At 31.7% G+C, this 14827-nt stretch carries 12 protein-coding genes and 1 pseudogene; 9 read left to right on the top strand and 4 right to left on the bottom strand.

All coding sequences use genetic code 11. The features are described from left to right. Positions 1-32: 32 nt before the first annotated feature. Complete coding sequence (locus Q6H37_RS20440; RefSeq protein WP_318735961.1) at positions 33-566, bottom strand: helix-turn-helix transcriptional regulator; 534 nt, start codon at positions 564-566, stop codon at positions 33-35. A gap of 298 nt (positions 567-864) precedes the next feature. Between Q6H37_RS20440 and Q6H37_RS20435 the strand changes: the two genes are divergently transcribed. The 5 genes from Q6H37_RS20435 to Q6H37_RS20415 all read left to right on the top strand — a co-directional run bounded on the left by Q6H37_RS20435 (position 865) and on the right by Q6H37_RS20415 (position 5026). Continuing rightward, the gene (locus Q6H37_RS20435; protein ID WP_318735958.1) at positions 865-1566 is read left to right on the top strand and encodes a response regulator transcription factor; all 702 of its coding nucleotides are present in this window, start codon (positions 865-867) and stop codon (positions 1564-1566) included. Between the two features lie 7 nt (positions 1567-1573). Next, complete coding sequence (locus tag Q6H37_RS20430) at positions 1574-2491, top strand: HAMP domain-containing sensor histidine kinase (RefSeq protein ID WP_318735954.1); 918 nt, start codon at positions 1574-1576, stop codon at positions 2489-2491. Between the two features lie 158 nt (positions 2492-2649). Beyond that, positions 2650-3573 (top strand): ABC transporter ATP-binding protein, encoded by a 924-nt coding sequence (locus Q6H37_RS20425; protein WP_318735950.1) that lies wholly within the window; start codon positions 2650-2652, stop codon positions 3571-3573. Beyond that, positions 3566-4288, top strand: a complete 723-nt coding sequence (locus tag Q6H37_RS20420) for an ABC transporter permease (RefSeq protein ID WP_318735947.1) — start codon at positions 3566-3568, stop codon at positions 4286-4288. Before Q6H37_RS20425 ends, Q6H37_RS20420 begins: the two co-directional genes overlap by 8 nt. 3 nt (positions 4289-4291) lie before the next feature. Beyond that, positions 4292-5026: an ABC transporter permease gene (locus Q6H37_RS20415; protein ID WP_318735945.1), complete on the top strand. Its 735-nt coding sequence runs from the start codon at positions 4292-4294 to the stop codon at positions 5024-5026. A 159-nt stretch (positions 5027-5185) separates the two neighbouring features. Here the strand turns inward: Q6H37_RS20415 and Q6H37_RS20410 are convergent, their stop codons facing one another. Together Q6H37_RS20410 and Q6H37_RS20405 are read right to left on the bottom strand one after the other, a co-directional pair. Then, a complete protein-coding gene (locus Q6H37_RS20410) occupies positions 5186-5563 on the bottom strand; it encodes a PH domain-containing protein (protein ID WP_318735943.1) in 378 nt (125 codons plus the stop codon). 288 nt (positions 5564-5851) lie between these two features. Then, positions 5852-6892: a M42 family metallopeptidase gene (locus tag Q6H37_RS20405; protein WP_318735939.1), complete on the bottom strand. Its 1041-nt coding sequence runs from the start codon at positions 6890-6892 to the stop codon at positions 5852-5854. A 364-nt stretch (positions 6893-7256) separates the two neighbouring features. On the opposite strand from Q6H37_RS20405, the gene Q6H37_RS20400 reads away from it, so the two are divergent. Together Q6H37_RS20400 and uvsE are read left to right on the top strand one after the other, a co-directional pair. Beyond that, positions 7257-8405 (top strand): methyl-accepting chemotaxis protein, encoded by a 1149-nt coding sequence (locus Q6H37_RS20400; protein WP_318735937.1) that lies wholly within the window; start codon positions 7257-7259, stop codon positions 8403-8405. 56 nt (positions 8406-8461) lie between these two features. Beyond that, entirely contained in the window at positions 8462-9718 is a 1257-nt protein-coding gene (uvsE, locus tag Q6H37_RS20395; RefSeq protein WP_318735935.1) for a UV DNA damage repair endonuclease UvsE, read from the top strand. Between the two features lie 76 nt (positions 9719-9794). Here uvsE and Q6H37_RS20390 read toward each other — a convergent pair. Next, positions 9795-11039, bottom strand: a pseudogene (locus Q6H37_RS20390) (FAD-dependent oxidoreductase). A gap of 164 nt (positions 11040-11203) precedes the next feature. Here Q6H37_RS20390 and Q6H37_RS20385 point away from each other — a divergent pair. Continuing rightward, a complete protein-coding gene (locus Q6H37_RS20385; RefSeq protein WP_318735932.1) occupies positions 11204-12097 on the top strand; it encodes a LysR family transcriptional regulator in 894 nt (297 codons plus the stop codon). A gap of 176 nt (positions 12098-12273) precedes the next feature. Further along, complete coding sequence (locus Q6H37_RS20380) at positions 12274-14739, top strand: LuxR C-terminal-related transcriptional regulator (protein ID WP_318735930.1); 2466 nt, start codon at positions 12274-12276, stop codon at positions 14737-14739. Positions 14740-14827: the final 88 nt, after the last annotated feature.

Raw genomic sequence — 14827 nt, 5'->3', positions numbered from 1 at the left:
GACAGGGCTTAAATATCCTCCTGTCTTATTTTTTAAATTATTCCACTTAATCGTGCCATTTTTATTGCTGAAATCTTTCCACTAGCACCTAGTTTTTGGTATATATTTCGAAGATGTGTCCTTACAGTTTCCTGTGACATTCTAAGGTGTGATGCAACATCTTCTCTTTTTAAACCTTCAGCTATCAGTGAAAGCACTTCTATTTCTCTTGGAGATAGGCTGATTTTATCAAGCTTGTTTTTATTTAAACTTTCATTATACTGCTTTCCATAGTGTATTATTTTTTTCACATAGTCATTATTTGAATCATTATTTTCTATTATGTAGAGCATGTCCATAATATATGAGGCATTTTCAACAAAAGGCATTATAATATTATCTGCTTGTGCACTTAAAATTACTTTTTCAAGTGCAGATACACCTTTTTCTATACCATATAGATGATACAGAGCTACAGCTTTAAAAATACCATTGTGTATAAAACCCAATTGATTGCTGAAGATGGAAAAGTGTTCAACAAAACTTTCTGAAAGCATTTCTAAATTTATATAATTGCCAGACAACATGACAGCTTTACCATATAGTACTATCTGTTGTTTTAATATATTTATTTAAGGAATTTAAGTTTTATATTCCTTTTATAGGAGAGAAGGAGACTAAAGAAAGAAACAGCTATTATATTTTAAAGTTTAATACAATCTGGTTACTGTTCACCTTCCCTTTTGGATATGTCTACACAGTTCTAACAAATAGCCAATATAATTTATAAATAGAAACTTGATATTATTTGTCTGTCCACCTATAATTACACTGATAGAGTTTGTAGAAAGGACGGCAGAGCAAAGAGGGGAAAGGAGCTACAACATGAATAATGTTTTGATTATAGACGATGATAAAGAGCTTTGTGCTCTTATGAAAAAATGTGTAGAGCAAGAGAATTTATCTGCTATTATTGCACATGGTGGTGTAGAGGGGCTGCGTCTGGCTGACGAAAACAAAAATAGCTGCTCTCTTGTAATTTTGGACGTAATGATGCCGGATATAGGCGGTTTTCAAGTTCTGAAAAAAATTAGGGAAACAAGTAATATCCCGGTGCTTATGCTCACTGCTAAAAGTGACGAGGACGATAAGGTTTCAGGGTTGCGGCTAGGTGCTGACGATTACCTAACAAAACCCTTCAGCATTAACGAATTCATGGCTCGTGTCAATTCCCTTATTCGCCGCTACACTACCTTGAACCCAACTTTTGTAACGGATACTGATTATATAGTGTTAAAGGGCATGGTGATTGATAAATCAAATCGCATGGTTTCTGTTAATGATATTCCAGTTGAGCTTACAAGCAAAGAATTTGATTTACTTTCATTTTTGGCTTCCAATAAGGGACGGGTGTTTACCAAAAAACAGATTTATACGCAAGTGTGGAAAGAAGAATATAGTTTTGATGATAGTAATATTATGTCTTTTATCAGTAAATTGCGCAAAAAGATTGAACCAGATCCCGACCGTCCGTTTTATATTTTAACAGTCCGAGGTGTAGGCTATCGTTTTAATAAGGAGGCTTGACGTAAATATGAATGTTTATCTGCTTTTTGCGTTGGTTCTCGCCCTGCTTATTATAGCGTACCTTGTTTCTGTCTTGTGGCGTGTCCAAACACAACTTGCACTTATGAAAGACGCTTTAGAAGATGTAAAAAATGGAAATCTTAATCGACGTGTTTTAGCAACGGAGAGCGATATGACAAGGCAAATTTGTTATGGTATTAACGAAATTGCACTAAGCAGCCAAGCACGGCTTATTCAGCAAAAGCAATCAGAGCAGGCATACAAAGGTCTAATGGCAAGTCTTTCTCATGATGTGAAAACACCACTTGCTTCATTGGTTGGTTATTTGGAAGCAATCGAAAGTAAAATTGTTGTAGGAGAAGAAAAGGACGAATATATCCATGTTGCATCTGATAAAGCCCAGCACTTAAAACATTTTGTAGAAAATCTGTTTGAATGGGTTAAATTAGATGCTGGGGAACAAATTTTTCATTTTGAGATTTGTGATTTGAATGAGTTATCCCGTAATATTATAGCTGATTGGATTGCTATTTTAGAAAACAGCCATTTTGAATATGAATTTGATATACCTGAAACAGAGTATTCCATGCGCATAGACGCAACTGCGTATACCCGTATTCTCAATAATATATTACAAAATATTATTACCCACAGTGAAGGTGATAATATGTCGCTGCGTATTTTTGAGAATGAACAGCAGGCTAAAATTGTAATAACAGACAACGGGAAAGGTATATCTTCTGATAATCTCCCACTTATTTTTGAAAGAATGTACCAATGCGACCATTCACGGTCTGCAAAAGGAAACGGGCTTGGGCTTTCTATTTCCAAAGAGCTTGTCAGCGCTCATAAAGGGACTATTACAGCGGCCAGCATTCTCGGCTCTGGAACTACATTCACGATTTTATTGCCAAAAGCCCTGTGACATCACAGGGCTTTCTTACTGCTAAAACAAGATAAAAGCAAGGTTACGGCAAGGTTTTGGCAAGGTTAATGTTTTATACTTTTAATTGTGATTGTTTCTGTCTTTATATCGGTTATCACATTGCGAAAGCACAGTTATCGAAAGTGAGGAAATTTTATATGAATGATTTTGTGATTGAAACGAAACAACTGACAAAAATTTATGGAGATCAGACAGCAGTTAGCTCAGTCAATCTCCATGTAAAAAAAGGTGGGATTTACGGTCTGTTAGGGCGCAACGGAGCCGGTAAAACCACTATTATGAAAATGATTTTAGGGTTGACTCCAATCACATCTGGACAGGTAGATGTGTTTGGAAGAAATATCAAAGGTCAAGAAAAACGGGTATATCCCCGTATTGGTGCTATTATCGAAACACCGGGATTTTATCTAAATTTGACAGGAACGGAAAACTTGGAGATTTTTGCGAAGCTGCGTGGTACAGCCGCCCCACATGCAGTTGAAAACGCATTGAAAGTGGTAGGATTACCTTATAAAGATAAAAAGTTGTTTAGTAAGTATTCCCTTGGAATGAAGCAGCGTCTTGGTATTGCGAACGCTATTTTGCATGATCCGGAACTGCTGATTTTGGATGAGCCTACAAACGGTCTTGACCCTATCGGCATTGCAGAAGTAAGAGATTTTATTAAGAATTTGAGCGTTGAGCGTGGAAAGACAATTCTTATTTCCAGCCATATTCTATCGGAAATCTCATTGCTTGCGGATGATATTGGAATTATCGACCATGGTGTTCTGCTTGAAGAAAGCAGCATGGAGGAACTTAAACGAAAAAGCGGTAAGTATATTCTACTTCAAGTTTCTGATGTTTCTAAAGCAACCTTAATTTTGGAACGTCAATTCGGCTTGAAAGAATATTCTGTACAAGATGATCATACGTTGAAACTCTATGACACCTCTTTGGATATGGCGTCTGTCAATAAGACACTTATGCTTGGTGAGGTGTCGGTTATCAGTTCGGGGCTTTGTAATGATACTTTAGAGGACTATTTCAGAAAAATTACAGGGGGTGAAGGCATTGCTTAACCTTATTCAAACAGAATTCATTAAACTGCGCCGCAATAAGCTTATTTGGCTCATGTTGTTAACCGCTTTCATTATGCCATTTTTCGCACTATTTTTTGTGAATAAAGGTGTTGACCCAAGAGAGTATTATAGGTGGTCAGCATTCAATTTTACTAGTACAATTATCTTACCTGTTATTTTGGGAATATTTAGTACCATGCTTATGCACGAAGAAAATCAGTATGATACGCTCAAACAACTTTGGATTATTCCTATCAGCAAAATGGGATACTTTTTTAGTAAATTTTTTGTGGTTTTGGTTTACTCCATTTGTTTCATGCTAATTGCATTCGTAGCTTCTGTTATGGTTAGTGTGCTTTCAGGATATGTCGTATTTGAATGGTGGAGCGTAGTTTATTTGCTGAAAAAATGTTTAGAGATTGGTGTTATTACTGCTTTTACAATGTTGCCGATTTTAGCAATAGTTGCATCTCAAAAGGGATACATTCTCCCGATTTGTATTACATTGGTTTATATCTTTTTATTTTTTATAATAGGAGGAATAGATATGTATATACACCCCTTATCCAGTATGTCAGTTATAATCGGGCGAAACAACGATATTCCGCGTTGGCCACAAGGACTTAACGTCCCTTTAGCGTTTCTTTCTATTTGCGTTTGGGATATTATTGCGGTATTCCTTGCAAATATAGCATTGAAAAAAAGTGAGGCGTGAATAATGCGAAATTTACTTTGGGCTGAACTCCAAAAGATTCGCCGTTCAAATATTGTTTGGATTGCAGTTTTTGCAACAGTTATGGTAGCTGTTATTGTTTTTATGCAGGGATGGTTTACATATAATGATTCACGGTATATAGATAGTGCAGGATGGTATATGACTATGGCTCAGCCTTTGGCAACACTTTTTGTTCTTCCCGCAGTCATCTCTCTTTTGGGAAGTTATATGATTTGTCGTGAAGAAGATGAGGACACTATAAAATCTTTGCTAATTATTCCTATAAATGAAACAAAGTTAATTGCTGCAAAAATGATTATTACTTTTTTATTCAGCATTTTCATTTATTTACTACTATTTACAATAGCATTTTTTACTGAGGCAATATTACATCTTTCAGATTTATCGGCAGGAATGGTTTTAGATTTTCTGAAAATATATTTTCTTCAAGGTGTGGGTATATTCCTTGCTATCTCGCCTATTATTGCATTGGTATCATATATGAAAAAAGGCTATGGGATTGCATTAGTATTAACTGAAATGTACTCTTTTACGGGAGCATTCATGAGTAGATCAAACACCCTAAAAACAATCTATCCTATTACAGCAGCATTTGGAGTTGCTGGTTACTATGAAACTACTGCCCAAGATCGGATAGAAAGTATTATAATCTTGTTACTATGTGGTTGCCTTTCTGTTTTTATACTCAAAGATTTCAAATATAGTCAAAAAAATTAAAATACTAGAATTATAATAATAATTTTAAAGAACAAATAAAAAAGTTCCTCAAATTGCTGGAAGGTGTGTTCTTGTAAGCAAATTGAGGATTATTTTTTAAAATCTAAGTTATAAGTTTATTGAAGCAGAGTTTTAACTTTGTTATGTTTTGCGGTATACCTATTTTAGCACATATTCAGCTAAGACACTTTGAAGCTCATATATATTCAAGCTTTTGTTAAATTGTTTTTCTATAGGAGTTGGTGTTCCTGATATCCATATTTTTAACTCTGCATCTAAATCAAAATGTCCTGATGTTTCAATACTAAAGTGGGTAATGCTTTTATATGGAATTGAGTGATATTCTACCTTTTTTCCAGTTACACCTTGCCTGTCTACCAGTATAAGCCTTTTGTTTGTAAAAATAAACATATCACGAATCAATTTGTATGCTTTTTCAATAATTTCTGTAGATGCTAATATGTTACTAAGTTCTTTTTCAACTTCTTGTATATTTACCTCTGATGCATTTCCCATTAGTCCATCAAATAATCCCATTTATATAACCTCCAAACATTATATTTAAGTCTATATAATGTTATCATAAATAATTGAAAACTCAAAGAAGTATATTTTTAGGTAAGATGAAAAGATTATAGTAATAGAAATGAAGTTTCATAGAAACAATTAAATTAACATATTTTATAATATTGTCAAAAAATAGATATAAATTTTATAAAATATAATCACAAAAGTAAGGCATACTATTATTGTATGATCATTTCCTAAAATAAAAATTACTAAAGGGACATGATTAACTGTCCTTTTAGTAATTCTAAATTAAAATTATTTTTGAGCAATATATTTTATGATGAGATCTACTGTAGCTAATAATGCATCTACATGAGTTCTTTCATAAGCATGAGATGCAAAAACACCAGGTCCTATAAGTGCTGTTCTAACATCCCAACCAGCAGATAGTGCTGCAGAAGCATCTGAACCGTAATGAGGATATATATCAATCTTATATGGAATATTATTTTTTTTGCATGTATTTACTAATTTTTTTCTGAGATCATAATCATAAGGACCAGAGGAATCTTTAGCACAAACACATACAGTATATTCTGAAGAATTTTGCTCACATCCAGGAGCCCCCATATCAACAGCTATAAATTCTTTAGTGTTTTCTGGTAAAGCTGCACTGGAGCCATGCCCAACTTCTTCATAATTACTTATATAAAAATTAGTTGTATAAGGAAGTTTTAGGTTATTTTCATGAAGATATTTAATGACATACATGAGAACTGATGCACTAGCTTTATCATCCAGATATCTGCTTTTAATAAATTCCTTTTCAGTGATGGTGGTTCTTGTATCTATGCATATATAATCTCCTACATCGATACCAAGAGCTTCTATGTCACTTTTAGAGAATACCTTTTCATCCAATATTACTTCCATATTTTCAGGAGTTCTTTTAAGATTACGGGCATCATCACCACTTATATGAACAGATGGCTTTGTTGTTTGAATAGTACCAGAATAACTTGCATCATCTAAAGTTTTTATAGTGCAATTTTCACCTTCCAAAGTTGACATCATATAACCACCAACAGGTACAAAAGAAAGAGCACCATTTGCTTTTATACCTTTAACCATTGCACCTAATGTATCAATATGTGAAGTAAAAGTTCTTTGATAATCATTATTTGCTCCAGAAAAGGATACAACAAGAGCACCTTTATTTGTGGTTTTATAAGGTATGTTTAGCTTAGTGAGTTCTCCTTTAAGATACTGCATTACTGAATTGGTATATCCTGTTGGACTTGGTATGGAAAGAATAGTTTTTAATTCATTTAGAATAGCATTTTTATCATAGTTCATAATTTAATCCTCCAAAGTATAAATATGTTTTATATAACTAGTATCATATTTATTTTATGATTATAGTTAATGCGAGTCAATATAAGTATAGAAAGTAATTACAAAACATATATGGTTAATTGTGTATTTGAAGTTTGATGTAGTATTATACAAAATGAATATAATGTACAGCAAGTTTTGATATGTATTTTGAAAAACTTAATATGTTTATAATACTATAAAAAACTAATATTGACATTATATATGGAACAACTTACTATATAAATATTAAGTTTTGTTGAAACGTGTAGTAAAATGAAATTTATTGTTAGTATTAGTAATATAAAAATAAATTTTAAATTGGATTATAGGGAGGACACAAATTATGATTTCTGAAAATGGAGTAGAGTACATAAAAGCTATGTCTGAAACTCAGGCTAATATGATACCAGGAGGTGTTATCTATTTAATTAGTGATGGAAATACATATACCTGGAGAAAAGCATCTAATGAATTTGATTTGAATATTTTTCAAGTTGGTGAGAAAGTAAATTCTAAAGGTGTTACTAGTAAAGCTATGAGGGAGAATAGGCTTAATATAGAAACTGTTCCAAGATCCTTATATGGAGTTAGATTAAAAATTGTGGCAGAACCGATAGTTAATGAACAAGGACAAGCTGTTGGGGTATTTTCTACAGTATTTCCAATAACTAATCCTGTATTAAAATCATTTAGTGACTTTGCACCAGTTTTATCTGAAATGTTTCCAGATGGAGCTGTAATATTTGGTACAGATTTATATAAATATGTTTGCATTGAAAATTCAAAAAAATTCCAAATTCCTGCAATAAAAATTGGAGAAAGTTTTAAAGAAGATACTGTTTGTGCTGAGGTAATAAGAACTAAAAAGCCAGTTTTATTAAAAGCTGATGCTAGTAAATATAGTGTACCAGTTTTGATAATCTGCCATCCATTATTCAATGAAGATAGAAGTGAAGTTGTTGCAACTTTTGGCTTGATCGTTCCTAAGATTGCAGCTAAGAATTTGATAGAAATAGCTGGAAATTTGGAAAATAGTCTTGAAGAAATATCTTCTACCATTGAACAATTGGCATCATCATCAACAGAGATACATAGCAATGAACAAAAACTTAATAACAGCATAAATGAAATAACTGGTTTATCAGTACAAATAAATGAAGTATCTTCATTTATAAAGGAAATATCTGATCAAACTAAAATGCTTGGATTAAATGCTTCTATAGAAGCAGCAAGAGCAGGTGAAGTGGGAAAAGGTTTTGGAGTTGTAGCTCAACAAATTAGGAAACTGTCTGAAGAATCCAAAAGTACAGTTCCTAAAATAAAAAAATTAACTGATGAAATTAATTTTAAGGTAGCTGAATCTAGTGAGAAGAGCCATAATTCTTTATCTTCAGTTCAAGAACAAGCTGCAGCTGCTGAAGAGATAACTGCAAGTATAGAAGAAATAACTGCTATGGCAGAAGAATTAAATAAAATTGCTAACAAACTTTAAAAATATTTTATATTTTGAAAAGTTGAGCATATTATAAATGAAAGGGTGTGAATACGATGAGTATAGGATATGCATGTTTGACAATAGGGGTTTCAGATGCCAATTTAAAAAGTTGTACTGCTAAAAATTTATCCAATGAGAAGTTATTAGGTATAATAGAGCATAATTTAAAATCCCTTAAAAATATCATTGATTATAACATTAAAAACAATATACACCTTTTTAGAATTAGTTCCGATTTAATTCCTTTTGGTTCAAGTTCTTTAAATGAGCTGCCTTGGTGGGAGATATTTTCTGAAGAATTTTTTGAAATTGGTAAAGAGATTACAAGGAATAATATTAGAGTATCAATGCATCCCGGACAATACACAGTACTTAATTCTCCAAAGGAGGATGTGGTAAATAGAGCAATTGAAGATTTGAACTATCATGCCAGGGTTTTAGATAGCCTTGGAGTTAGTGAAGAAAATAAAATAGTGCTTCATATTGGCGGAATTTATAATAATAAAGAACAGGCAATAAATAGGTTTATGAACAATTATGAAGCTTTGGAAGACAGGGTAAAACGAAGGCTTGTTATTGAAAATGATGATAAATCCTACAATATAAATGATGTACTCCAAATAGGAACTAAACTAAACATACCAGTTATTTTTGACAATTTGCATAATGAAATCAATCCATATGTTGAAGAAAAAAGTGATTTGTATTGGATAGATGAATGTAAGAATACATGGAAAGAGAAGGATGGATATCAAAAAATCCATTATTCACAACAGGATATTTTAAAGAAACCAGGTTCCCATTCAAGTACTATAGCAGTAGACAGATTTATTAATTTTTACGAAAGCTTAGAAAGAGAAGATATAGATATAATGCTTGAAGTCAAAGATAAAAATCTTTCAGCAGTAAAATGTATAAATTGTGTAACTAAGGATAAAAGGATTAGTAAACTTGAAGAAGAATGGAGTAAGTATAAGTATACCATTTTGGAAAGTTCACCTAGAATTTATTTGGAAATAAGGAATTTGCTTAAAAATAAAAAAGAGTACCCTGTTGTACAATTTTATAATTATATAGATGAAGCTATGAAAGAAGAAGTTACCATTGGAAATGCAGAAAATGCAGCACTTCATGTCTGGGGATATTTTAAAAATATAGTAGATACTAAAGAAAAAGAAAGCTTTCTTAAAAGTATCGATAACTATAAAAAAGGTAAAGTATCTATTAATGTGATTAAGAATAAGTTATTGAAGATGGCAGTTAAATATAATGAAAAATATCTTAAGAATTCATATTATTTTATACTTTGAGGTTATTGGCAAAGAAAATTAATTAAAGGAAACATAAATAGGATTGCAAGTTAAAGCCTATTTATGTTCCTTGAAATTATATAAGTGCATTTTGCTTAATTAATTCATGCCTTACTTCATCAGGAGATGCTGAATTTGTATTACTGTAAATTGCAGCTGCAGCTCCTGCAGCATGTCCTGTAGCCATTGCTGTTCCAGTAACCCTAATTGATACAAAAGTTAAAGCGTCACAATCAATAGTCCGTCCAGCTGCTCAGAGGTTATTGATGTTCTTAACTTTTATACAACCAAGAGGAATATCGTAATATGAATAGTTATATACTGGATATAAATCATTTGGCATACCTGGCTTGTTATGTGCCTCACCCATCCAAGCAGCACGAGCAATGGAATCTTTATAATGTCTTCCTTCTTTTAAGTCTAAAGCTGTGAGTTTGTATTCACAAATAATGTGCCTTGTTTCACGTATACCAATTTTAGGTCCTGTTTGAATTATATAACACTTCTCACCTCCAGGAAGAAATCTGCGTAAAGCTTCAACATATGACCACGCTTGTTCACGCGCAGATATTTCACCACGAGTCAAGCTTAAAGCATCAACTCCATTTACATTTTCATCTGCAACATTTAAAAGCACATCAGGTGAAAAAGGTAGTCGAAAATTATCTCCAATTTCTTTAGTCAAATGTTTGATTCCAGCTTTTTTACCTTTAATAACAGCTTCTTTTATTTTTTCAGGACTTATATCAACTTCTGAAGGTATTCCGCCTATACGAATCATAAGTGTTGAGGCTTGAAAATTACCACAATTATCACCCATAACATAACTTCCTTCAGCCATTGCAGTAAGATTTGCATCACCACTAGCGTCTACAAAAGCAGAGCCTGTTATTATAAATTTACCTCTGTCATCTATACAGGTTATAGATTCAATATGTCCATTAATTTTATTTGCTTCTATTACTTGAGTATGCAGCAGCACATCTACTTTTGCATCACTTAATACTTTATCCAGTGCATATTTAAATGATTCAGGTTCAATCATAACAACAACAGGACTATTAGGTTTATCATCACATCGTATAGGTTTATCATATCTTCCTAGTTCTGAAAGTTTGTCTAATATTTTTTGTGCTGATCCTTTAACTGCTTGTTCATAGGGGGTACCCTGAGTAAAAAGTCCACATATTGCAGGAAGTGTACAGTGTGTTAATTGACCTCCAAAATATGGAGTCCTTTCAATTAATAATGTATGAGCTCCAGCTTCAGCAGCACCTAATGCAGCAGCTACACCTGCAGTTCCACCTCCAACAACAACCACATCATATTTAAGATTTTGCCTTGATAATTCCAACAAAATTTTTTCCTCCCTTTAGCTAAATTTCAATTAGATTATACCTAGTGGAATTATTTACTACAATTCATAATTGTGATAAGATTATTTCGTTATAGGAATATATCTATTATTAAAATGGAGGTATTGATGTGAATATTGATACTTTAAAATATGTATTAGCTCTAGCAGAATATCAGAGTTATTCAAAGGCAGCTGAAGAAATGCATATTTCTCAATCTTCTCTTTCGAAACAAATAAGTAAATTAGAAGGCGAGCTTGGCGTTAAACTGTTTGATAGAACAACTCGTCATATTTGTTTAACTGTTGCAGGCAGCGAATTTTTGCGTCATGCTGCAAAAATTCTAAATGATGTTGATGAAGCAGAAAAAGCAATGCAGGAATATTGCATAATACAGCGAGGGGAACTTGTTATAGGTACAATTCCAGTAATATGCTATTTTGGTCTAGCATCACTTATTGTTTCTTTTCAGAAAAGGTATCCTGGAATAAAGTTAAAATTAAAGGAGGCTGAAACCAAATTATTAATTCAGCTTCGTAAAAATTTAAAAATTGATGCTGCCTTTGTTACATTTACAGATGATACTGAATTGAATAGCACATTTGAACTTTTCCCCATTATTACTGATCATATAGTTTTGGTAACACCACAATTTCATCCTTTAGCTGCATATAAATCTGTGGATTTTAAAGATATTGTAAGTGAAAAATTTGTTTCCATGACTAATAATTCACTTGCAACTGAAATATTTATTAATGCTTGCAAAAAAGCAGGTTTTACTCCTGATATTGTGTATGAAAGTGATCATATTGATATGATTTTGGGTTTTGTATCTAGTGGATTAGGTGTATCCTTGTTAACATCACAAATTGCTAAGAAGTTTATCAAAGGAAATAACATTAAAATAGTAAATTTAAATGAAAAAATTAATGTTACAATAGCTTTGGCTATACCAAAAGAAAAGAATTTAATGCCTGGCATAAGAGCTTTTAAGAAATATACCTTAGAATGGTTTAAAAAATGATAAAAAGAATTTAAATTTAACCTTGATAAAGCGACATTGTTTGTTCAAGCTTTTATTAATAATATACGATAATATGGTTAATTATAAATATATTGGTTAAAAAGTAGAATTTTAAATAGCGATATTGAAAGTTATATAAATGCTAAATAAACATTCAAATTAGGAAGGGTGTTATTTTGGAAAGTAGTAAAATATTAAAAAGAAAACGGATAAATCATATTTTGTCAAAAGTATATGAGTATCCTCTTACAATTATTGAAGCTCCAATGGGGTTTGGTAAAACTACAGCAGTTAAAGAGTTTCTTCAGTCTGAAAAAAATCTGTATATTTGGATTACATTTTTAAATTCTTCACAATCTCTTAATTACATCTGGAATCAGTTTTCGGAAGAAATAAGTAAATTAGATGCAAAGTCAGGAAAATCTCTAAAAAGCCTTGGATTCCCAGTAGACGTGCCTCAGAGTGAAAAAGTTTTGTCTGTATTAAATAATATTGATTATAATGAAAAAACAGTTTTTGTCATAGATGATTATCAACTTTGTTCAAATCCTAAAATGAATAATTTCATTACTAAAATTGTGAAGGAGAAAATAGATAACTTTTATATAATTATTATTACCAGAGATACTACAAAAATTAATTTATCTGAATTCCTTTTTAAAGATATGTGTCAGATAATATCCCAACAGCAATTGAGGTTTACAAAAGAAGAGCTAAGGGAATATTGCTTGATGATGAAGAATAATATACCTGATGATGACTTAATAAAAATTAATGAATATACAGATGGATGGATATCTTTAGCTTATATGATACTTTTAGGCTTGGAAAAAGGTATACCTGTAGGTATGAATAGTACTATTGATGATTTAGTAGAAAACACATTATTCAATATATATGGAGAAAACATTCAGAATTTTTTGTTAAAACTTTCTGTAATGGATAACTTTACAGTTAAGCAAGCTTTTTATATTACTCAAGAAGAAAAAACAGATGAAATTTTAAAAAAGCTTCGCAAGGAAAATGCCTTTGTTTTTTATGATGAAGCTTCAAAAATATATAAAATACATAATGTACTGCTGGATTTTCTTAGGATAAAGTTTAGCTTTAAAGCTAAGGAACTTAAAGAAGTGTATAGACGCCTTGCTGAGTGGTATATGGAGAAAAGAAGACTTCAAACTGCTTTTGGTTATTTATATAGAGCAGGAGATGAAGAAAGAATCCTTTTAGAACTTAATAAGCCTGAGAATGCATATAATGAATCTTTGTTCGAAGGATATTTAGATATGTTCAGTAAAATTTCTGAAGAGCTGATTTATAAATACCCTGTAGCATATTTGAGGTATATGCTGTGTTATATTGTAGCTGGACAGGATATAGAAACGTGTATGCAGAACTTAGAAAGGCTTCAGTTATTTTATGAAAAGGCTGATAACATAGAAATTGAATATAGGGATAGAATTCTTGCTGAAATATTAATTATTAAAAAATTTGCAGTATTTAATGATTTGGAGAAAATGTGCATTATTAGTGATAAAGCTAGAAGTCTTTTAAAAGGAAAGCAATCCTATATATTGCTTAGAGAAAATGAATTTACTTTTGGTTCTCCTCATTTGCTCTATATTTATTTTAGAAAAGAGCAAACATTAAAAAGAGTTTTACAGGTTGTTGTAGAAAGAATGCCATTACATGCAAAACTGGCAGATGGTAATGGAACAGGCTGTGAATATTTAGGACTTGCAGAATACGCACTGGAAACAGGTGATTTTGAAGCTGCTGAGATAAATAGCTTTAAGGCTATTTACAAGGCCAAAACTAAAAAACAGACAGGCATTATAATAAATGCTTATTTTAATCTCATGAGGCTTTATATATTTCAGGGAAAGATAGGAGAAGCTATCAAAAAATTAAATGAACTTCAAGAGGAAACCGGTAAGATAAATTATTCTATATATAATACTACTATAGATTTATGCAGAGGATATATTTATGCTTGCATTGGTAGAAGGGAAAAGATTCCATATTGGCTGCAGATAGGAGACATAGCTGTTGAAGATTTTATTTATCAAGGAATGGCTTTTAGTTATATAGTTTATGGTAAGGCAGTAATGCTGTCTAAAAATTATATTGAGCTTGAAATGCTTGCTGAAAGCTTTATTGAACCTTTTTCTATATTCAGTAATGAATTTGGTTTTATTCACAACTCTATTTTTGATGCAGTGGCAAAATATAACCTCTATGGTATGGAAGAAGGTACAGCAGTACTTGAAAAGGCGTTACTTAAAGCTCAATCAAATAATATCGTAATGCCCTTTGTAGAAAATGCATCTCATATTATGACTATGCTGGAAGTAATATTAAATAGAAATTTAAAAAACAGTTATATAAAACGAGTGACTGCTTTAAGCAAACAGTACCTTGAAGGACTAAAGAACAGCAATGAAAATAAGGTGAAGTTATCACAAAGGGAGATAGAGATTCTTATACTTATTGTGGAAGGGCTAAAAAGAAGTGAAATTGCAGCTAAATTGAACATATCTGAAGGCACGGCAAAATCCCATTTACAAAATATTTATAAAAAACTTCAGGTTAGTGGAAAGTTTGAAGCAATAAAAATTGCGAAAATGTATGGAATAGTTTAAGGTATTAAAAAGAAGAAAATCAAAAAATACTCCTTTTGGCGTATACTCTCAAAAAAATTCTCTATTACAATTATAGTTGTAATAGAGA

This window comes from Clostridium sp. JS66, from assembly GCF_033561535.1.
In the GTDB taxonomy this organism is placed as follows: Bacteria; Bacillota; Clostridia; order Clostridiales; family Clostridiaceae; genus Clostridium_AM; species Clostridium_AM carboxidivorans.
The sequence above is the reverse complement of the archived record's forward strand: the minus strand, read 5'-3'. Positions and strand labels throughout refer to the sequence as shown.

Excerpts from the sequence above, each read along its gene's own strand:
- Q6H37_RS20440 (WP_318735961.1), bottom strand. The coding sequence starts at position 566 with ATGTTGTCTGGCAATTATATAAATTTAGAAATGCTTTCAGAAAGTTTT.
- Q6H37_RS20435 (WP_318735958.1), top strand. The coding sequence starts at position 865 with ATGAATAATGTTTTGATTATAGACGATGATAAAGAGCTTTGTGCTCTT.
- Q6H37_RS20430 (WP_318735954.1), top strand. The coding sequence starts at position 1,574 with ATGAATGTTTATCTGCTTTTTGCGTTGGTTCTCGCCCTGCTTATTATA.
- Q6H37_RS20425 (WP_318735950.1), top strand. The coding sequence starts at position 2,650 with ATGAATGATTTTGTGATTGAAACGAAACAACTGACAAAAATTTATGGA.
- Q6H37_RS20415 (WP_318735945.1), top strand. The coding sequence starts at position 4,292 with ATGCGAAATTTACTTTGGGCTGAACTCCAAAAGATTCGCCGTTCAAAT.
- Q6H37_RS20410 (WP_318735943.1), bottom strand. The coding sequence starts at position 5,563 with ATGGGATTATTTGATGGACTAATGGGAAATGCATCAGAGGTAAATATA.
- Q6H37_RS20405 (WP_318735939.1), bottom strand. The coding sequence starts at position 6,892 with ATGAACTATGATAAAAATGCTATTCTAAATGAATTAAAAACTATTCTT.
- Q6H37_RS20400 (WP_318735937.1), top strand. The coding sequence starts at position 7,257 with ATGATTTCTGAAAATGGAGTAGAGTACATAAAAGCTATGTCTGAAACT.
- uvsE (WP_318735935.1), top strand. The coding sequence starts at position 8,462 with ATGAGTATAGGATATGCATGTTTGACAATAGGGGTTTCAGATGCCAAT.